Annotated in this window: 17 protein-coding genes; all 17 read left to right on the top strand. The window is 35.3% G+C overall.

The genetic code is table 11. The features are described from left to right. The first annotated feature begins 295 nt into the window (after positions 1–295). Positions 296–844 (top strand): hypothetical protein, encoded by a 549-nt coding sequence (locus GQO80_RS15010; RefSeq protein ID WP_157209181.1) that lies wholly within the window; start codon positions 296–298, stop codon positions 842–844. A 132-nt stretch (positions 845–976) separates the two neighbouring features. Then, positions 977–1,816 carry a DNA adenine methylase gene (locus tag GQO80_RS15005; RefSeq protein ID WP_157209180.1) on the top strand — a complete coding sequence of 280 codons (840 nt, stop codon included), beginning with the start codon at positions 977–979 and terminating at the stop codon, positions 1,814–1,816. A gap of 1 nt (position 1,817) precedes the next feature. After that, on the top strand, positions 1,818–3,005 hold the full coding sequence (locus GQO80_RS15000) for a metallophosphoesterase family protein (RefSeq protein WP_157209179.1): 1,188 nt from the start codon (positions 1,818–1,820) through the stop codon (positions 3,003–3,005). Next, positions 2,995–4,770, top strand: a complete 1,776-nt coding sequence (locus GQO80_RS14995; protein WP_157209178.1) for an ORC-CDC6 family AAA ATPase — start codon at positions 2,995–2,997, stop codon at positions 4,768–4,770. Before GQO80_RS15000 ends, GQO80_RS14995 begins: the two co-directional genes overlap by 11 nt. An 11-nt stretch (positions 4,771–4,781) precedes the next feature. Next, complete coding sequence (locus GQO80_RS14990) at positions 4,782–5,708, top strand: hypothetical protein (RefSeq protein WP_157209177.1); 927 nt, start codon at positions 4,782–4,784, stop codon at positions 5,706–5,708. 300 nt (positions 5,709–6,008) lie between these two features. Then, entirely contained in the window at positions 6,009–6,239 is a 231-nt protein-coding gene (locus tag GQO80_RS14985) for a response regulator transcription factor (RefSeq protein ID WP_157209176.1), read from the top strand. 775 nt (positions 6,240–7,014) lie between these two features. Beyond that, positions 7,015–8,211: a glycine C-acetyltransferase gene (gene kbl, locus GQO80_RS14980; protein ID WP_157209175.1), complete on the top strand. Its 1,197-nt coding sequence runs from the start codon at positions 7,015–7,017 to the stop codon at positions 8,209–8,211. A 305-nt stretch (positions 8,212–8,516) separates the two neighbouring features. Beyond that, positions 8,517–10,190 carry a ribulokinase gene (locus GQO80_RS14975; RefSeq protein ID WP_157209174.1) on the top strand — a complete coding sequence of 558 codons (1,674 nt, stop codon included), beginning with the start codon at positions 8,517–8,519 and terminating at the stop codon, positions 10,188–10,190. Position 10,191: 1 nt separating this feature from the next. Beyond that, positions 10,192–10,890 (top strand): L-ribulose-5-phosphate 4-epimerase, encoded by a 699-nt coding sequence (locus GQO80_RS14970; protein WP_157209173.1) that lies wholly within the window; start codon positions 10,192–10,194, stop codon positions 10,888–10,890. 22 nt (positions 10,891–10,912) lie between these two features. Next, the gene (araA, locus tag GQO80_RS14965; protein WP_157209172.1) at positions 10,913–12,421 is read left to right on the top strand and encodes an L-arabinose isomerase; all 1,509 of its coding nucleotides are present in this window, start codon (positions 10,913–10,915) and stop codon (positions 12,419–12,421) included. Between the two features lie 23 nt (positions 12,422–12,444). Next, complete coding sequence (locus GQO80_RS14960; RefSeq protein WP_157209171.1) at positions 12,445–13,623, top strand: aldose epimerase family protein; 1,179 nt, start codon at positions 12,445–12,447, stop codon at positions 13,621–13,623. 2 nt (positions 13,624–13,625) lie between these two features. Continuing rightward, entirely contained in the window at positions 13,626–15,245 is a 1,620-nt protein-coding gene (locus GQO80_RS14955; RefSeq protein WP_157209170.1) for a sodium:solute symporter, read from the top strand. 354 nt (positions 15,246–15,599) lie between these two features. Beyond that, on the top strand, positions 15,600–16,175 hold the full coding sequence (locus tag GQO80_RS14950; protein ID WP_157209169.1) for an RNA polymerase sigma-70 factor: 576 nt from the start codon (positions 15,600–15,602) through the stop codon (positions 16,173–16,175). A gap of 94 nt (positions 16,176–16,269) precedes the next feature. Then, positions 16,270–17,235, top strand: coding sequence for a FecR family protein (locus GQO80_RS14945; protein WP_157209168.1), 966 nt, complete (start codon positions 16,270–16,272; stop codon positions 17,233–17,235). Between the two features lie 135 nt (positions 17,236–17,370). Next, positions 17,371–18,531, top strand: a complete 1,161-nt coding sequence (locus GQO80_RS14940) for a TonB-dependent receptor plug domain-containing protein (RefSeq protein ID WP_157209167.1) — start codon at positions 17,371–17,373, stop codon at positions 18,529–18,531. Beyond that, positions 18,485–20,962 (top strand): SusC/RagA family TonB-linked outer membrane protein, encoded by a 2,478-nt coding sequence (locus GQO80_RS14935; protein ID WP_198037796.1) that lies wholly within the window; start codon positions 18,485–18,487, stop codon positions 20,960–20,962. The genes GQO80_RS14940 and GQO80_RS14935 overlap by 47 nt, the downstream gene beginning before the upstream one ends. A 12-nt stretch (positions 20,963–20,974) precedes the next feature. Further along, on the top strand, positions 20,975–22,435 hold the full coding sequence (locus GQO80_RS14930; RefSeq protein ID WP_157209165.1) for a RagB/SusD family nutrient uptake outer membrane protein: 1,461 nt from the start codon (positions 20,975–20,977) through the stop codon (positions 22,433–22,435). The last annotated feature ends 4 nt before the right edge of the window (positions 22,436–22,439 follow it).

Raw genomic sequence — 22,439 nt, 5'->3', positions numbered from 1 at the left:
TTCTGTAAAATGGGTTGTCTTCATAAGTTTTCGGATTTAAATTTAATAATTCTTACTGAACGCGCTCCTGCGTCGCTTGTCGAATTCTATTTTTAAATGGCCGAATTTTGGGGAAGCTTACAAATTGAACTTTGGTTAAAAGTGAAATTAGTAACTACAGGTTCTTGAAAAAATTTATTCTTAAAAGTTTCTTGTACAATGTTATTGGAATATTTTTTATGCGATGACGTAGAAGGGAAGCGTAATATGTGTGGAATGAAAATGTTTACTTTTACATAGAATTAAAGCAGTTACTATGGTTTCATATGAAATAAGAGATTTTATCGAGAGATTAAATCAAGATTTAGAAAATAAAGAAATAAGAAGAAGATTTCATGAAAACTATGAATGGTTAGAATCTTATTGGAAAAGAAAATTTGGAAGAAATAATGGTGCGCAACTATTTTGCAATAATCATGGTGATTTTTATTGGCAGATGAATGAAATTAAAAATATTGCAAAAGAATTAGCTATTATGAGGCCTGTTGGTGCTTCAAATAATAATTTTGAACCAACACTAAACATTCTTAGAGCCACTTATTTTTTAAAATATCGATCTGAATTATTTGAAAAAGAAGAGATTGAAGATAATCAAGAAGAAATTGTACACGCAGAGAATTGGAACGCTACTAATTTCAAAGCTTTATTCTCTATTATTAAACAAATAAGAGATAACTTGTTCCATGGAAGAAAAATAGATCTAGGAGAATTACAATATGAACGAAATAGAATTTTAGTTCAAATTGGTGCTAATTTGACAGATGTTTTACTTTTAAATTTAATTGAAGCAGAAGAAAATTTATAATCAAAATTATGTATTTTAATTCCTTCTTCTTTTGTATATTTAAATTCTCCATTTTTTCGATATAGCAATAGAATAATTAAATTATATAGTTCTCGAATTATTAATATAATTATATTTGAGACAGTTATAATTATGAAAGAAATTAATACACCTATTTTATATAAAGCCAAATGTAAGCCTTTTTTGAGATGGACTGGATCTAAAAACTGGCTTATAAAAGACGGACTTACAAAATATCTCCCTAACAACTTTAACAATTATCATGAATGCTTTTTAGGAGGCGGATCTGTATTTTTTTCTATTGATAAAAATGGAGAAGCATATCTGTATGATATTAACAATGATTTAATTGAGACATATATAGAAATAAGAGATAACGTTGAACTATTAATTAAAACTCTCAAGCTATTAAAAAATACAGAAGAAGAATTCTATAGAATTAGAAAGGCTAGAACTAATAAATCTCATACAAAAGCAGCAAAGTTTATTTATTTGAATAAATGTTCTTTTAATGGTATTTATAGAGTTAATAGTAAAGGAATATATAATGTGCCTTATGGTAAAAGAAAAAATGTAGATATAGTTTCTGAAGATAATTTAAGATTAGTTAGTAAAGCATTACAAAATGTTACCATTAAAGCTATAGATTTTAAAGAAACTTTAGAAAATATCAAAAAAGATGATTTGGTTTTTTTAGACCCACCATATACGATAGCACATGAGAATAATGGGTTTATTGAATATAACCAAAAATTATTTTCCTGGGATGACCAAGAAAGATTAAGGGATTTTATTCAAGCCATAAATAATAAGGGAGCATATTTTATTTTAACAAATGCGAGCCATCATTCTATACTTGATTTGTATAAAGGAATGGGAAAAATATTTATTAAATCAAGATATAGCCAAGTAGGAGGTCGTAACAAGACTAGAGGGATGTATAATGAATTAATTATATGCAATACAATTTAATATGAGTTCAAAAAAATTAAGTATTGCAATAATTAGTGATATGCATTGTCATTACAGTGAATCTAGTTCTAAGGATACATATTTAACTTCTAATATGCTAAGAACTGATCCAAACAATCATCCAGTAGAAAGTATCTTAAAGATTATAAAAAAAGAGAAAATAAAAGTTGATCTTACTTTGTGTCCTGGAGATTTCACGAACAAAACAGATGCACAAGGTTTTATTTCTGGTTGGGATTTCACTCTAGAAATCAATAAAGAATTAGAAGGCAAAGAAGTTATAGCTACTTTAGGAAATCATGATGTTGATTCATATGAAACATTTTCAAATTATAGTTTGGAAATTGCAAAAGGTATTAAAAAAGGGTTTCCTTTAAAAGACGATGACGACTGTGATAAGTTTTGGTCAAAAGGGTGTGTATTTATTGAAGCTGATGATTATAGAATTCTTGTAATTAACAGCTCTCATTATCATCACAATAAGAAGGCTTCAGGAGGTGGTAAAGTAGGTGAGGACCTAATAGACTACATAGATGAATATTTGGTAAAACATAATGATGATAAAATAAATATAGCACTTGCACATCATCATCCGATAGATCATTCTCGTTTTAAATTAGGAGAAGAGGATAAAATTATCAATGGAGATGCACTTTTGGAGGTTTTAGGTAAATATAATTTTGATTTGTTTATACACGGACATAAACATGATCCATTATTGAGATACCATAATTTTCATTCATCTGGAACAAAAATACCAATACTGTCATCAGGTAGTTTTTCAGCTATCTCAAATTTAGGCTGGACTAGTCGAAGAAATACATTTCATAAGATAGACTTAGTTAAAACTAAGGGAAAACCATCAAAAGGAAGAATAACCACATGGACTTTTATACCAAAAAATGGTTGGAAAATAGTAAATGATGATGAGGGTTTTGATTCATATACGGGGTTTGGATTTGATGGAATTTTGCAAGATGTGGTCGATAAAATTATAGCTGAAGTTGGAAATGAGACCGTTAAAAATTGGTCAGATGTAGTTAAAGCCATTCCGGATATTGAATATCTAACACCAAATGAAGCAAAACATATAGAGTTGAAATTGAAAGATGAGGGGTTAATACTTTCTGGAAAGCTTTCTCAAATTCCAGAAATAATAAGTAATACAAAAGCCATAGATGGAAACTAATAATTTTCTTATAAGTTATAATGCCAGACATTTAGCACCTAAAGAAGTGGCTGAAAGATTTATTTGGTCAGAAAGCTTTGACAAGCTAGTAAAGAATAATCATTCTATTATTTTAGGAGCTCGTGGTTGTGGTAAAACTACTCTAATGAAAATGTTAACAATTCCTGCCTTACATGCATGGAATTCAGATAGTAAAGCTGAAGATATTAGAAATAATATCCCCTTTTATGGAATTTATATATCTACAGATATATACTGGAATGTGAAAAACTTAACATACGGTAGTCAATTAGAAGCCTATGGAACCTTTGCTGATATGGTTTCACATTTTGCCGTTAGTAGTAATGTTTTTACATCTCTTTGTGATTCATTTTTAAATATTATAAATATTGAATTAAAAAATAAAGATGAGAAAAAGGAAATTGAACTATGTAGTCATTTAATTAAAGCATGGAAATTATCAAATACTATTCCTAAACTAAAATATGTCAAAGAAGCACTTAATGATAGAATAGACAGTGTAAATCAATTTATTCAACAAGTGATTTTTAATTATGCTCCTGGTGATAAAATAGACGTACCTGACTACTATAATTTGTCCTTCGAAACATCACTAGAATTAATTATTCCCAAATTTGAACGTATTTATGGAATAGAAGAAAAAAAGAAGTGGGCTCTATGTTTTGATGAATTAGAATTTGCACCCATATGGCTGCAACAGAAACTGTTTATTTCACTTAGAAGTAGAACTCAATACTTATTATATAAATTGAGTGCTAGTCCAATATTACCTTCTGCTTTGGAAAAGTCATTATTGTCTGATTATGGAGCTACTCCTGGAAATGATGTCGAACTCATAAAAATGTGGATATCGAAAGATAATGAAGAATTCTCAAAAAAAATAATTAAGTCTTTTCTTCCAAGTAATTCAAATCTAGTTAAAGTATTTGGCTCTAATGATATTTATAATAAAACTTCTGATAGTTATAGTGAAGGGAGTGATTTTTATAAGGAAATGATCAGTTTAATTAATAAAGATGAATCTTTTAAATCTTTTCTTGAAAATAAAGATGTTGATATAGCAAATCCAATACCAATTAATGACAATCAAAAAGATGTATTATATAGAAAGATCAAGCCAATAGTTTATTTTAGGAATTTTTTCATCGAAGAAAACATTGTTAGAAAAAAAGTTAAATATAGAAGTAGAAAAAAAGCTACAGATCTTTTTTCTGGTATTGAGGTGATTTCAAAAATCTGTGATGGTAACCCAAGATGGTTGATTGGAATTGTTAGTGCAATTATTTCTAAATCAAATGGTGGCAATATTGATAAAAAACAACAGTTTGATGAATTATTGAATGTGTCAAAAAGATATAAAAATGTTATTGCCAATATTCCTGTAGGAGATTGCAATTTTACAATAATTGATATTATTGAAAGAGTGGGTAAGTACTTTGAAAATCAGATATTAGGAGAGAATTTTTTGATGGATCCAAAAAGCACTTTTTTAGTTGATAATTCAGATGATAAGATCCATGATAATATCGTAGAACTTATTGAGAAAGGTGTTGCTCAAGGCGCATTTATTTTATTAGACTCTAATGATGATTCTTTTGATTTCGAAATTAGAAATAAAAGATTTAAGCTATCTTATATATTTTGTATTTTGTATAACATCCCTTTAAGAGTTTATAATAAAACTAAGCTTAGCGAATGTTTAACTTTATTAGATGATGCAGGTCAAATATCATTATTTAACTAGAATTAAGAGAAATGGTTATAAAATATGGTAAACAAATTGATATAAATAGTATTTCTGAAAAAGAGATATCACTATTTCTATTTGCAGGAAATCATGAAAAAAGAGTATTCACAGCTTATGATAAAATTATTAAAAATAATACTATCTCTAAATCAATTTTATTTGTTTATAAAGATTCATATAAGGTGAAACATGACCATAGTAGCATTGAAAAAATAAAACTACAAAATCATCAAGAAATATCTACCATATTAGATCAAGAACTAGGTGTTGACTCAAAGAAGGATTTATGTATTATAGTTGATTATTCTTGCATGACAAAGTCATGGTATTATACTATTATTTTATATTTAAGAAAGAAAGAATTAGATTTTAATTCTATTACAGTATATTTTATTTATACTCCATCAAAATTCACTAAACCCTTAGAACCAAAACCAAATACAGAAATTGCTCCTTTACCAGGTAAATATATTGTTCCAACAGATAAACCAAAGGCATTAATAGTTTGTCTTGGATATGAGCAAAGAAAGGCTGAAGGTATCATTGAACATTTAGATCCTAAAGAATATTATATAATTTATTCCAAACCAGCATTAGATTATAAATTTGTAAAAAAAATAGAGGAAAATAATTCAACTCTTTTAGATAGAACAGATAAAAAAAAGATAATAACATTTCAATTAGATGATATGTTATCTCTTGAGCGTGAATTAACATCACTATATTATTTACTTAGAGAGGAATACAGTATAATAATCGCTCCATTAGGTCCAAAACCATTTACATTTATTTCAATGTTAATGACAATAAAATTTAGAGATATTGACATTTGGAGAGTTGGTTCTGGATCCGATATTAATGAATATACTAGAGAGCCAATTGATGAGAATACTTTTATTATATCAGAAATTGTTTTTGAAAATAGCATTAAATAATTTGAACAATATTTATCCTTATGTCGATAAAATTTCATTTGTTTTAATGAAATATGTACCTTTATGTAACCAAAAACAATTAAATTTTGTTTTAATTAGTTCTTTTTGATTTTGGTGTGCAATTCGGTGTGTTATACTTGAATAGCAATGCTTAAATCGTTAAAATACAGTGGTTTATGAAATTCAATTTCATTCTGCCATCCCAATTAAATTGTAGTCCGATGGTAAATAATAATAGAAAAGAAATTGCGCAAGCTCTAAATTTTGGAAATCTAAAAATTATAAAAAAAGTTGTTTGAAATGGAAATAAAAAAACTATCTAAACGAGAACTTGCTGTTTTGAAACTTATTCAAAAAGGGTATAAAAACAAAACCATATCTAAAGAATTAGGTTTAAACGAAAAAACCGTTTCAACTTATGTCGCAAGAATTAAAAAGAAATTGAACGTCCCCTTAGGATATAATTCTCACTATATGGTTTCCAAGGCTGTAAAACTGAAAATTTTAGAAGAGGTTGAACTTTTCGACTGATCCTAAAACTTTTTATTAGAGTTATTATTTAAAATAAAAATTATATATTTATAAAATAAAAACAAATACAGTTTGCTTTTATTTAGCTCTTTTTGACTTTAGTGTACTATTCGGTGAATCTTTTGAGTAAAAACACGTAAAATACTGTAAAACAGTTATTTAAAACATAAAAGTTAGTTCTGTCATAACGATTTCACCCTAGAAATGTGCTTAGATTTGAAAAACAGAAATTATTATACCACTTAAAAATATGTCATGACCTTACTTATAAAAGGTTTAGTGGTAATTTTGTTATGCTCACTTTTATAAACTCAAGATTGTTCAACTCTCCACTCTATCTATTCATCATATTTTTATTAAAAATAGTTTTTCTTTTATAAAAGGCTTATCTTAGTATCAAAATAGAACAAAAGGTCTTATCAAATAAGTTACCTATTCGGTTACCAAGGAGTAAATTAATATGTAACTATTTGAATATTAAAAATATATGTTAGGGGAGTTCTGCCTGCCACCCCGACGAACCTAGAAATAGGAAGTATCAAAACACTGTTAATCGTATGATTATCAGTGTTTTTTATTTTTATTGGATTCATTTGGATTCAAATGAATCCGGATCAGGAACAATTGTTCCTAATCTGATTTAACCTGGGATATAACAATAGCCACAAACTTCCCAACTCTTTGTTGCAACTCCTATTAAAATTGATAACCTAAATTATAATTGAAAAATTAAAAGAATGTTATAATTTAGTAACCAACAAAAATATTTCCAACTATGTACGGCAGCATCAAAGAACATTTGGCGGCAGAATTACAGAACATTAAAGAAGCAGGCCTTTATAAAGAAGAGCGCATCATAACATCTTCACAGGACGCTGTAATAAAAATATCCACGGGGCAGGAGGTTATCAATTTCTGTGCAAACAACTATTTGGGCCTATCAAACAACAAAGCGGTCATTCGGGCAGCCAAGGACACGTTGGATACCCACGGTTTTGGCATGTCGTCCGTTCGTTTTATTTGCGGAACCCAGGACATCCATAAGCAATTGGAGGCAAAAATAGCCGCCTTTTTCCATTGCGAGGACACCATTCTTTATGCAGCGGCCTTCGATGCCAATGGCGGTGTTTTCGAGCCTTTGCTCTCGCATGAAGACGCTATTATCTCAGATGCCTTAAACCATGCATCCATCATCGATGGCGTTCGTTTGTGCAAAGCGGCACGTTACCGATATGCCAACAATGACATGCAGGACCTGGAGGCCCAATTGATCCAGGCCAACAAGGCGAATCATCGTTTTAAAATCATTGTTACCGATGGCGTTTTTTCAATGGACGGCGTGGTTGCGGAACTGGATAAAATCTGTGATTTGGCCGATAGATATGATGCCTTGGTAATGGTAGATGAATGCCATGCATCAGGTTTTATAGGAAAAACGGGCCGAGGCACTATTGAGTTAAAGAACGTGCTGGGTAGGGTCGATATTGTTACCGGTACGCTGGGAAAAGCGCTGGGTGGCGCCATGGGCGGTTTCACAACGGGCAAAAAGGAGATCATAGCGATGCTGCGCCAGCGTTCGCGGCCTTACCTGTTTTCAAATTCCTTGGCACCCGCCATAGTGGGGGCATCATTGAAGGTTTTTGATATATTGGAAAATGATACGTCTTTACGCGATAGGCTAGAGGCCAATACCAATTATTTTAGAAGCCAAATGGAAGCCGCAGGTTTCGATTTGGTAGGAAAAGGGGCGGCGATTGTACCCGTTATGCTCTATGACGCAAAATTATCCCAGACCATGGCCAATGAATTGTTGAAGGAAGGCATCTATGTTATAGGTTTTTTCTACCCGGTTGTTCCAGAAAACAAGGCAAGGATACGCGTGCAGCTATCGGCGGCACACACAAAAGCACATTTGGACAGGGCCATAGAGGCCTTTACAAAAGTGGGCAAAAAACTGGGTGTGATACATTAAGATAATCGCGCAGAAATTCAACTTTTTAATTCAACTATCGGTCATCACGATGTTTAGTTTTTTTTTTAATCCATAACCTAATTTTCAAACAAACTTATCAATGCCACTTCTGTTTTCATGTTAAATAACCCTTTTGTATTAAATTTTTATCGATAATTTTTTTAGGTTCAATTTTTTTCGTTAGATAAGTGTAAAATATACATTTATTTATAAAAAAATTTGTCCATGTTATTTTTTTGTCGTTAGTTTACAATTGTAAATTATACACTTATTATTTATTAAAATTAAATTCAGTACAAAAGTAAATGGAAAAATACGCAATAGGGATGGATTTTGGTTCCGATTCGGTAAGGGCTTTATTGGTTAATACCGCTACGGGTGAAGAATTGGCAACCGCTGTTCATTATTATGCACGATGGAAGGAAGGAAGGTATTGTGAACCTTCCAAAAACCAATTCAGGCAGCATCCATTGGATTATATTGAAGGAATTGAAAACACTATTCAAGCAGTATTGGCCCAGGTATCTAAAAATGTTGCTGATGCCATTGTAGGCATTGGGGTTGATACCACGGGGTCAACGCCGGTAGCGGTTGATAGAACAGGAACTCCATTGGCTTTATTAAAAGGTTTTGAGGAAAACCCAAACGCCATGTTTGTGCTATGGAAAGACCATACGGGCATTAAAGAAGCAGCTGAAATTAATCAATTATGCAAAGAGTGGGACATAGATTATTCTCAATTTGAAGGCGGAATTTATTCGTCAGAATGGTTTTGGTCAAAAATATTGCATGTGTCAAGAACCGATAAAGATGTTTTAAACCATGCTTACTCTTGGGTTGAACATTGTGATTGGGTGCCTTTTTTATTAACGGGCGGATCCGATGTTTCTCAAATGAAACGAAGCCGATGTGCCGCTGGCCACAAAGCGTTATGGCATGAATCATTTGGTGGGTTACCGCCAAACGATTTCTTTGTAGCCTTAGACCCCATTTTGGATGGATTAAAAAATCGCTTATTTGATGAAACCTTTACTTCCGATGTTTCGGCAGGAAATCTATCCGAGGCATGGGCAAAAAAACTGGGCTTATCTACAAATGTGGTGGTTGCCGTGGGTGCTTTTGATGCCCACATGGGGGCAGTAGGGGTTAATATTCAACCCTACTTTTTAACCAAAATCATGGGAACTTCAACCTGCGATATTTTGGTCGCTCCAAATAATAAAGACGAACATTTAGTTAAAGGCATTTGCGGACAAGTAAACGGTTCTGTAATTCCCGATATGCTGGGTCTGGAAGCAGGGCAATCGGCCTTTGGTGATATTTATGCCTGGTACGAGCGTTTGCTCGCATGGCCACTTAAAGAGTTAATTGGTTCAACAAAAATCTTAGATGATGCCACAAAAGAAAAGGTGATAGAGGAGGCATTAAAAAATTTAATCCCACAGCTTAGTGAAGCGGCTTCAAAAGAGCCTATTGGGGCATCAGGAGAATTGGCCTTGGATTGGATGAATGGACGAAGAACGCCCGATGCTAACCAAAATTTAAAAGGCGTTATTGCAGGCATTAATTTGGGTAGTACATCGCCAAAAGTATTTAGAGCCTTGGTGGAAGCCTCTTGTTTTGGTGCCAAAAAAATTGTAGATCGGTTTATAAACGAGGGCATTCCAATAAAAGGTATTATTGCAATTGGGGGCATTGCCCAAAAATCGCCTTTCATTATGCAAATGATGGCCGATGTTCTAAACATGCCCATTAAAATAGTAAAATCGCAACAAGCTTGTGCATTAGGAGCCGCCATTTTTGGAGCTGTTGCCTCGAAAACATACCCAAATACTTTTGAGGCCATGAATGTTATGGGCAGTCCTTTTGAAAATGTGTACGAACCAATTGCCGTAAATGTTCCAGAGTATCAAAAAATATATAAAAAGTATGGTGAACTGGCCTTGATTATGGAAGATTACACCATGAAAACTATTTAAAATGACAATTTATAAAGATTTAAAAAACGAATGTTACCAGGCCAACATGCAGTTAAACGCATTAGGATTGGTAGTCTATACCTTTGGAAATGTAAGTGCCGTTGATAGAAAAAACGGGGTTTTTGCCATCAAGCCAAGCGGCGTTCCTTATGAAGATTTAAAACCAGAGGATATGGTGATTGTAGATTTCGACAATAATATTGTTGAAGGAACTTTACGGCCTTCATCCGATACCAAAACACATGCCTATTTATACAAAAACTGGGATGATATTGGTGGAATAGCCCACACTCATGCCAAGTATTCGGTTTCTTGGGCACAATCTCAATTGGACATTCCAATTTTTGGCACTACCCATGCCGATCATTTAACGGCTGACATACCCTGTGCGCCACCAATGTCCGATGCCTTGATAAAAGGGAATTACGAGCATAATACAGGAATTCAAATTATTGAATGTTTTCAAGAAAAGAGCCTGTCGCACCAAGAGGTTGAAATGGTATTAATTGGTAACCACGGACCCTTTACCTGGGGTAAGGATGCCGCCAAAGCGGTCTATAACAGCAAAGTTCTGGAAGTAATTGCGGAAATGGCTTATTTAACGCGCCAAATTAATCCAAATGCACCCCGATTAAAAGAGTCGTTAATACAAAAACACTACGAGCGTAAACACGGAAAAAATTCCTATTACGGTCAATAATTAATTTAAAACACATTTTAAAATGATAGATATTGCTAAAAAGGAAATTTGGTATGTTACCGGAAGCCAACATTTATATGGGGAAGAAACATTAAGGCAAGTTGCATCAAATTCGCAACAAATAGTTAAAGGATTAAATGCATCATCACACATACCTGTAAGCATTGTATTTAAGCCCACCGTTAAAACGCCCGATGAAATTACAAATGTTTGCCAAGAAGCGAATGCCGAAAAAAATTGTATCGGCATTATTACCTGGATGCATACGTTTTCACCAGCAAAAATGTGGATTCGTGGGTTAAGTATTTTAAACAAGCCCATTTGCCATTTACACACCCAATTCAATGCCGAAATTCCATGGGCAACTATTGATATGGACTTCATGAACCTAAACCAATCTGCCCATGGCGATAGGGAATTTGGCTTCATCATGTCCAGAATGCGCATAAAACGCAAAATAGTAGTTGGCCATTGGGAGTCTGAAAACGTTCATAAAAAAATAGGTAATTGGTCAAGGGTGGTTTTAGGATGGGACGAGCTTCAAAACCTAAAAGTAGCCCGTATTGGTGACAATATGCGCGAAGTTGCCGTTACCGAAGGCGATAAAGTGGAAGCCCAAATTCGTTTTGGATTCTCTGTAAATGGTTACGATTCTTCAGATATTATAAAACACTTACATAAGGTTACCGATAAGGAATTAAACGATTTATTAGCGGTGTATGAAACCTCCTATCGCTTAACGCCTTCCTTATTAAAAGGGGGGGCGCAAAGACAATCGTTGGTAGATGCTGCTAAAATTGAACTTGGTTTAAGGGCTTTTTTAGAGGAAGGAGGCTTTAAGGCATTTACGGATACTTTCGAGAATTTAGGAAACCTAAAACAATTACCGGGCATTGCCACACAGCGTTTAATGGCCGATGGTTATGGTTTTGGAGGTGAGGGCGATTGGAAAACGGCCGCCATGGTAAGGGCGTTAAAGGTCATGAACTATGGATTGGAAGGTGGTACGTCTTTTATGGAAGATTACACCTATCACTTTACTCCAGAAAAATCATTTGTACTGGGCTCCCACATGTTAGAAATATGTCCATCCATTTCTGATGGAAAACCTTCCTGTGAAGTCCATCCGTTAGGTATAGGCGGGAAAGAAGACCCAGCACGTTTGGTGTTTAATGTTGGTTCTGGAAAGGCCATCAATGTTTCATTGGTAGATGTTGGAAACAGATTTCGATTGCTGGTAAATGAAGTGGAAGCCATTAAGCCCATGGCCAATTTGCCAAAACTTCCCGTAGCTAGAGTGCTCTGGGATGCAAAACCCAATTTAGAGGTTGCAGCTACCGCGTGGATTTTGGCAGGCGGTGCGCATCATACCGTTTACAGTCAAGCAATAACTACCGAATTTATGGAAGATTTTGCTGATATTGCTGGTATTGAATTGCTTGTAATTGATGATAAAACGTCAATAAGAGATTTTAAAGATAAAATCAATGCGAATGAAGCTTATTATAATATGTTTCAGCATCGCTTGTAATTAACTAACTAAAACCAACGGGTATGAATGTATTAAAACGCAGTTTCTATTGTATGACCTTACTAAGTTTTGCCTATTTTAATATTCAGTGTAAGGGTGAAAAAAAAGGGGATAACACTTCAGAAGAAATGCCACAATCAAAAAAAATGGTAACTATTTCAAAAGCAGCTTTTGGCGTTACCGCAGACAGCGTTCAAGTTGATAGCTATACCTTGAAGAACCAACAAGGTATGGAGGTACAAATTATAACTTATGGCGGAATTATTACCTCCTTAAAAGTGCCAAATAAAGCAGGCGTAATTGAAGATGTTGTTTTGGGGTACCCCACATTGGCACAGTACGAAAAAAGCAGTCCGTATTTCGGGGCCTTAGTAGGAAGGTATGGCAACAGAATTGCAAAAGGAAAATTTTCGTTGGATGGAACAGAATATACCTTGGCAACAAATAATGGCCCTAACCATTTGCACGGCGGTGAAAAAGGTTTTGATAAAGTTGTTTGGAGCGCCGAAGTTTTGGATGATGAAGGCGCATTAAAATTATCTTATTTAAGTAAAGATATGGAAGAGGGCTATCCCGGAAATTTAAAAACCATTGTAACATATACCTTGACTGAAGACAATGCTTTGGAAGTTTTTTATGAATCTACCACCGATAAAAAAACCATTGTAAACTTAACCCAACATTCCTATTTTAACCTTTCGGGCGATTTTTCAAAAACAATTCTGGATCACGAAATCATGATCAATGCAGATGCATTCATTCCTGTAGATAAAACTTTAATTCCAACAGGAGAATTAAAGGAAGTAGCCAATACACCGTTCGATTTCAGAACGGCAAAACCTATTGGGCAAGACATTGATGTTGAAAATGACCAATTAAAAAACGGATTGGGTTACGACCATTGTTGGGTGTTAAACAACCAAAATCAAGGAATCCGCTTAACGGCAACGGCTTTTGATAAAGCAAGCGGAAGATTTATGGAAGTTTTCTCCGATGAGCCCGGTATTCAATTATACACGGGTAATTTTTTAGATGGCACCTTACCCAGCAAACAAGGTGGAACGTATGCATATAGAACAGGTTTTTGTTTAGAAACACAGCATTATCCAGATTCCCCAAACCAAAAAGAATTCCCGTCGGTGGTTTTAAATCCGGGCGAAACCTATAAAACCAAAACTTCCTTTAAATTTTCAACAAAATAGCTATGAAAACACTAGACACTTTTGATTGGGTATCAATCGGATTATATTTCCTAATATTAATAGGAATAGTAATTTGGGTAGTACGAAAAAAACAGGCAAACACCGAAGATTATTTTTTAGCCGGTAGAAACGTTGGATGGTTTGTAGTAGGAGCTTCCATTTTCGCTTCAAATATCGGTTCCGAGCACGTAGTTGGTTTAGCAGGTGCTGGTGCGGGAAACAAATTGCCTATGCTTATTTATGAAATACAGGCTTGGGTTGTACTGCTCTTAGGTTGGGTGTTCCTGCCCTTTTATGCCAGAAGTGGGGTGTTTACAATGCCTGAATTTTTAGAAAAACGTTTTGATGCGCGTTCTCGATGGATACTTTCCGTATTTTCAATAATTGCCTATGTTTTAACTAAAATTTCGGTAACCATTTATGCCGGTGGTGTTGTGGTTTCTGCATTACTTGGTATCGATTTCTGGACCGGTGCCATAGCTACGGTGTTGCTTACAGGGCTATATACGGTTTTAGGCGGTATGCGTGCCGTTGTTTATACAGAAACACTCCAAGCCATCATTTTGGTGGTTGGAGCAGGGGCACTAACCTTAATTGGAATCCAGCACGTAGGCGGTTGGGCAAGTATGACCGAAACGGTTACACCAAGCTACCTGAATATGTGGCGATCGGCTTCCGACCCCGATTTTCCATGGCCAGCATTATTTATTACGAGTACCATTGTGGGGGTTTGGTATTGGTGTACCGATCAATACATAGTGCAACGTACCTTAACCGCAAGGAACATAAAAGAAGGAAGAAGAGGCACTATTTTTGGAGCTTTATTAAAGCTACTTCCGGTATTTTTATTCTTGATACCTGGCGTAATTGCATTGACCCTAAAAATGCGTGGCGAGTTGGAATATGATACTCCCGATCAAGCATTTCCTGTTTTAATGAGCAATTTACTGCCTTCTGGATTAAGAGGTTTGGTAGCCGCAGGTTTATTGGCCGCCTTAATGAGCTCATTAGCATCGGTGTTCAACTCGGTTTCAACGTTGTTTACGGTTGATATTTATAAAAAACTAAAGCCCAATACCCCAGAAAAAAAATTGGTAAAAACAGGTCAAATCGCTACCGTTATAGTCGTAATCATTGGTATTATCTGGATTCCGATTATGGCAAATATTTCAGGAGTTTTATATGAATATTTACAAAAAGTGCAGTCCTATATTGCACCGCCTATTACAGCAGTATTCTTATTAGGTATATTCCATAAGCGCATCAATGCCCAAGGTGCCTATATTACCTTAATAGTTGGCTTTATTGTTGCTGCTTTCAGGATTGTTTTAGAGTTGGTAAAAGGCTCTTTGAATGTAAACGGGGTATTGTTCAAATTAGGAGATATGAATTTCTTAACTTTCGGCGCATGGTTCTTTTTGTTCTGTATAGCATTAACAATCGTGGTAAGTTTATTGTCTAAAGCTCCACAAGAAGAAAAAGTATTGAACTTAACGTTTGGAACGATTTCCGAAGAAGAAAAAATAAACAACAAAAACAGTTATAATTGGGTAGATATTGCTGTATCTATTTTAGTGGTTATTATTGTTATAGGGGTTATGCTGTTTTTTAACGGAAAATAAGCATTAGCCTATTTACCATCGTATAAAAAGACCTTTTGAAATGTGGTTTGCACTTTCAAAAGGTCTTTTTTTTTACAAATACCATGTCAAACGGTTTGCTGTACTTGTTAATAAGGGTTTTATCCAATGCACGATGGGTAAAAACATTGGTTGATAACTGAAAAAGGCATTTTGAAAGTTGAAATGATTTCTGGAAACATTCACGAAGTGATTGATTTTTATTTCATTAGACCCCGTTTTTTTTAGGGTGTTATTAAGTGCAACTACTAGGTTTGAAAAATTTAATAGATTGCATAATAATCAATAGCAGTTAAAATTTTTATTAATTTTATAAAAAAAAACTAAGTTTGTTGCATGAAGGATGCTCTAAACATATCTAGCGAGGTTTTGATGGAACGTGTAAAACGTGCAGACCATAAGGCGTTTAGCATGCTATACGATAGGTTTTGGGAGCAAATGTATGTTAAGGCGTTTTCTATTTTAGGCGATAGAAATATAGCCAAGGATGTGGTTCAGGAAATTTGGATAAGTGTTTGGGAGCGCAGAACAAAAATTGATAATACAAATATTGAAGGATATTTGTTTAGGGCCGTAAGATTTAAAATTTATAACCAATTTAGAACATTAAAGTACAGGGATAAGCTTATTGAAGAATTTGTGCAAAATTACAAATCGCAAATTCCAGTCAATACAACCGATGAGCATATCCAGTTTAAAGATACCGAAACCATTATTTTTTCAACAGTAAACGGATTGCCAAAAAAATGCAAGCAAGTGTTTCAATTGAGCCGTTTTGAAGGCTTGAAAAACAATGAAATAGCCGACAAGCTAAATATATCGCAGCGTACGGTTGAAACACATATTTCCAATGCTTTAAAAGTAATAAAGAAGCATACCATCCTTCTTTTTCTGTTGTTTAACTTCCTATAAGCAGCTTCTTATTTCATTTTTTTTCTAAATATTTTTTATTTTTTTTACGTGCAATGTCTTTTCCGTGCTATATAATATTATAAGCCAATTGGAAATGACACGAAAAGAAATAGATACCATAATTAAAAACTACCTTAATGGCACTGCAACCCCTGAGGAATTAAGGCATTTGGAAAACCTTGAACAGTTTGCGGAACTAAAGGTTAAAAATACGGCTTTTGAGAATGAAAACGATAAAAATGAATTAAAAAAGGCACTTTTCAAAAGCATAAATAAAAATACCAAAAAAAAATCCACAGAGTTCATTTGGCTTAAAATTGCAGCTTCCATCATTCTATTGGTCTCTATGGGCATAGGGCTAAACCAGTATCATACTAATAAAGCCACTACCGAAAAGGCAACCGTAGCTTACCGTACCAAGCAAACAAGCTGGGGCCAAAAAGCAAGTATTACGCTTCCCGATGGCTCGGTTGTAAAATTGAATTCAGGAAGCAAAATAACATTTCCCGAAAAGTTCTCAGATACGCTCAGGGCGGTTACCTTGGAAGGCGAAGCGTTTTTTGATGTTGTAAAAGATAAAAATAAGCCTTTCATCATTACTTCCAATAACTTAACAACATCCGTTTTGGGCACAACATTTAATGTGGAAGCCTACCAAGACGAAACAAACATAAAAGTAACGCTCGCAACGGGTAAAGTAACCATTAATGCCGAAGGGAAAAATGCCCTGTTGATCCCTTCAGAACAGGTGGTTTTCAACAAACAAAGCAAACAGATTACCACCCAAAAAGTAGATGTTAAAAAATATTTGGAATGGAAAGATGGTGTGCTAAGGTTTGAAAACGAAGCATTGGGAGATGCTGTAAAAAAACTCGAAAAATGGTACAATGTTACCATAACATTTGATAACAAAAATTTATCGAACTGCACCTTTACGGGAATATTCAAAAACGAACGGTTACAAACCATATTGGAACACATCGTATTTGTGAAGAAAAACGTGTCGTACAAGTTTATTTCCGAAAGGGAAATTCTTTTAAAAGGAAACTGTAATAACTAATTAAACACTATAAAAAATTATGACATAAACCACTACCAAATAAAAAAGCAGCCTGTAAGTAAACTTTTGCCGAGTAACAACAGACTGCCCAAGCGTTTAACAGAACTAAATTAAATAACCATTAAACATTTATTTATGAAATTTTTTAAAATTCCCATTATTAAAATGATCACAAGAATGTCCATTTATGCGTTTGTTTTTTTGCTAGCAAACCCTCTTTTAGCAACAACTTTTTATGGTCAATCTTTAGAGAAAACAAAAGTATCAATTTCTTTGCAAAAGGCAACGGTAATTGAGGTATTTAAAATTATTGAAAAACAAACGCCTTTTAGTTTTGTTTACGATAAGTCTGTGAGTAATAAAACCGATAGGGTCTCTTTCAACAACAAGGACATTTCACTTTTATCGGTGCTCGAAATTTTATCAAAAGAAAATCTTTTAGAATTTAAACAGATAAACAACAGCATATCTGTAAGCGTTATTCCAAAGGTAACCGAGAAGAAACCTGAAAAAGAAGTTGTAAAGCGCGATATTAAAGGTGTTGTTTCAGATGCCAATGGGGTGCCTTTACCAGGCGTTACCATTGTTTTAAAAGGTACAGCTATTGGAACTTCGTCCGATTTTGATGGAAATTACACCATCACCGTGCCCGATGACGCCAAAACACTGGTGTTCTCTTTTATTGGTTTTATAACCAAAGAAGTGGCCATTAACAACCAGTCGGTTATAAACGTCATGCTTTCTGAAGATGTAGCGCAGCTAGACGAAGTAGTGGTAATTGGTTATGGTACCAGTAGCAAGCGAGACCTTATTGGCTCGGTTACCCAACTTACCTCAGAAGATATTAAAGATTTACCGGTAACCTCGGTTGACCAAGTGTTGGTGGGACAAACTTCGGGTATGCAATTTAGGCAAACAGGAAACCCATCCAGTGGGCCACAAATATTAATTAGAGGTATCGGCTCCTTGGGTAACAACGCGCCATTGTATGTGGTGGATGGTATTCCGTTAACCAGTGTATCCAATAGTGGCGATAATTATTTGTTAAACAACATCAACCCTGCCGATATTGAAAGTGTTTCGGTACTTAAAGACGCTGGAGCAAAGGCCATTTATGGTAATAGGGCTTCAAACGGGGTTATTATTGTTAAAACAAAACAAGGAAAAAAAGGAAAAACCCAATTTAGCGCCAATGTTTATTCTTCATTTGGCTGGACACAAGATTTTGATAGGCCACACAACCTTAGAAATGGCAACATTTCAAAAAGAACGTTTGGAAGACCGATATATTTTTAATAACGGTTGGGGCGGTTTAGAACAGGCGCATTATACACGCATCCAAAACTTTATTGCGCAAGCTAAAAACGACCCAAAATTGGCCAAAGGCACTGATTGGTTTGACGAAATTACACGCACGTCGTTAACAACCGATTATTTTCTTTCTGCAAGTGGCGGTTCCGATAAAGTAATCTATAACATTTCAGGAGGCTACAGAGAACAAGAGGGTGTTGTAATAGGCACCGATGTTAAAAGGCTAACCTTACGTGCCAACGTGGAAGCCGACATTAACGATTGGTTAAGGGCAGGCGTTAACATTGCCCCCAGTTTTGTAACCAATAACAGTGGTAACACCGATCCTAATTCAAATGGGTATAGTGCCTATAATTCTGTAAACGCCAGTTATTGGGCGGACCCAACAGCCCCAGTATATGACCAATTTGGAAATTTAACACCTTCAACTTTTGGGCTATTGTCCAGACAAGATTTTAATGGAAATCCCATTCCAAATGGCTCGGGTATGTATTGGACAGCAAACCCTCTTGCCAGAATCTTAAAACGTAAAGACCAAAGTAAATCCAATACCTTCAACATAGCAGCGTTTGTTGAATTGACCCCCATCAAGAACATAAGCTATAAAACCTCGGCCTATGTAAATTATATTGACAGAAACACCTTCGACTATACACCTAAATTCTTGCCCTTAGATGGCTTAACCCCAGATATTACAGGAAGGCCAAACAGTTCTTCAAGTGCAGGGGCAAGCAATTCGGTTAATTTTACCCTGGATAACCAACTTACATACAGCAATACGCTTAATGATGTACACAACATTGAAGCAACGTTTGTTGCTTCGTTAGAAAGAAGAAAAGCTGAAAACGTGAATATCAATGCTTCCAATTTTATAGATGAAGATTTTATATTCCCTTCTTCTGGTAACTCCAACCCAGACAACATCAATAACTTTACCGGTGGTTATGGCTTCGATGAAATAAACCGTATAAGCTATTTGGGTAGAGGATCCTATAATTACGATTCCAAATATTACCTTTCTGGTTCTTACCGAAGGGATGCCTCTTCTAAATTTAGCGCACAGTCGCGTTGGGGCGATTTTTATGCCCTTTCCGGAGCTTGGAGGGTTTCCGAAGAAAAATTCTGGGAACCACTAAAAAACACCATTAGCGATTTAAAAATTGAAGGTGGTTATGGGATAACAGGTAATGATGCCGGCATAGGCAACTTCGCGTCGCAGGGTAACATTAATAGAACAGGCTATATTTTTGGTGGTACGCAAGCTGCTGGATATGCCTTGGTTGCATTGCCCAACAATAATTTAACTTGGGAAGAAAGTAAAGAGTACAATTTTGGTGTTGATATAGGTTTATTCAATAAGTTTTCGTTAGAAATTGATTATTATGATATTACTTCCGACGGCTTTTTAGGCAACACCCCCATACCCACTGCAACCGGTTTGGGAAGCATTATAAACAATGTGGGAAGTATCCAAAACACAGGTTGGGAATTTAACCTAACCTCAAGGGATTTGATAAAATCTGATGATTTTAAATACAGCTTTAATGCCAATGCCAGTTTTAACAAAAATAAAATATTAAATTTATCTGGCGACGATGAAATGTTTATTGGTAATGCAGGTAACGGCACCCAATTTGCCGTAATACGGGTAGGCGATCCTGTAGGTCTTTTTAGAGGTTTCAAAGTTCTAGGCTTTTATTCAACAGAAGATTTGGCCGACCCATCCGTACCAAAATATCCACAAGCTGTGGTAGGTTCTCCAAAGATTTTTGATGGCAACGGCGATGGAAAAATCGACTTTAGTCAAGCTGAATATGTGGACCTTGGAGATCCAAACCCAGATGTAACCTTTGGTATGCGCCATAATTTTGCATACAAAAACTTTGATTTAAGCGTATTGGTTAACGGCGCCTTAGGGTTTGATATCTACGACCAAAGAAGCCAGCAAATGCACAATTTGGATGGACAATTTAATGTGGATAGAGATGTATTGACCGATCGTTATCGCCCAGGGGTACCTAACGATATTATCATACCCGCTACTGGCAACCTGCCAAATGGCGCTATTATTAAGGCTAGGGAAGAAACACCTTTAAACTCCATTACCATTCCTACTACCAAGGAAAACACAACACGGTTCTGGAGGTCGCCAAACTCGTACCACATCAAGCCAGCAGATTATTTATGGATTAAAAACATAACCCTAGGTTATAATTTTGATAGCAAACAATTAAAAAACGCCGCCATTTCTGCAATGCGTTTATACGGAAGTTTACAAAACCCCATATTGTTTTCTAAATATAAATTAGGAAGTCCGGAGGTTCAAAAAACTACCGATAATTTGGTTCGAGGGGTTAATGAGGGTAGCTATCCTAACTCGGTTACGTTCACTTTAGGTTTAAATATAACTTTTTAAAAAATTGACATCATGAAAATAGTTTATAAAATAAAGTTAATAGTCGTTGCAATTTTCATAGTAAGTTGTAATTCAGATGAGTTTTTAGATATTAAACCTTCTAATAGTAACACGCCTTTGTCTTTTTATACAAGTCAAAAGCAAATTACTGAAGGGGTAAACGCTATATACAATACCAACCGAAGCCTAAATAATGGCCAGTGGCGTTTTGGTGAATTTAGGTCTGATAACACATCGTATCAACGGAACAATGCCGATAGAGGTGGTGCTTCAACCGAAGAAATTGACGAATTTACCATGAACTCCGATAATGGAAATATTAGCGGTTACTGGAGTGGCTGGTATGGCGGTGTGCTGGACTGTAATCTTGTTCTTAATAATATCGACAATGTAACGTTTGATAATGATGCGTTAAAAAATGCAAGAATCGGTGAAGCCTTATTCTTCAGGTCGTATTTTTATCTAAATTTAGCGCGATCTTTTGGCGATATTCCTTTCCACAAGCTTGTGGCCTCTAGTGTTGATGATGCCTTCCGTGAAGAGTTCACTTCAAGAATACCCGTAAATCAAGTTTATGAGGCGATTTTAGTGGACAACCAAAAGGCCATCGACTATTTGCCCGCCGCATGGCCTGCAGCAGATAAAGGGCGTGCTACCAAAGGAGCGGCCTTAATGTTACAAGCAAAAATTTTAATGACCATTGGGCGTTATTCTGAAGCTATTCCGCATTTACGCGCTATGGAAAGTTTGGGTTATCAAATACTTTCCAATTATAAGCAAGTGTTCGACCCTGCTAATAAAAACCATAAAGAATCTGTTTTCGAGATTCAGTTTGATTATGCTAGTGGTCAGGCCTCCAATTTTCTTGGTCAATTCGTACCCTTTACCAGTGGCAAGGACATTCTTATTTTTACCTCGGCAAACAGTAGGGCAGGTTTAAACCAACCTACTAAAGATATTATAGACTTATACCCAGTTGGCGATGCGCGCGCCGCTGTTAATATTGCCTATAATAGAGGTCAAGCGTATGTTAACAAGTACAATTATGCGCCATTGGCACCTGGACAACAAAATGTGAATTTCCCTATGTTCCGTTATGCCGATGCACGATTGATGCTTGCCGAATGTTTGGCTGAAGGCAATGATTACCAATTGGGCATTAACATCATCAACAACGAAATCCGTCCCAGAACAGGTTTGGTTGCACCTGTAACTGCCGCCAATAAAGTGGAAGCGCTACAAAAAATAGCCATTGAACGAAGGCTGGAATTGGCCTTTGAAAACCACCGTTGGTTCGATTTAGTAAGACGTGGCGAAGCGGTTCAGGTAATGAAAGCACATGGTATTAAGGAAAGGGCTTTAAAACCACACCTTACCAATGGCTTGGAATATGAAAATATTAGAACACTTTTGGCCATTCCATTCAATCAAGTGGATCAATATGGCTATGCACAGAACCCCGGTTGGGAATAGATAG

It is taken from the genome of Mariniflexile maritimum (genome assembly GCF_009746565.1).
Taxonomy (GTDB): Bacteria; Bacteroidota; Bacteroidia; order Flavobacteriales; family Flavobacteriaceae; genus Mariniflexile; species Mariniflexile maritimum.
Note: the sequence above shows the minus strand (reverse complement) of the source record. Positions and strands in the feature narration are given on the sequence as shown.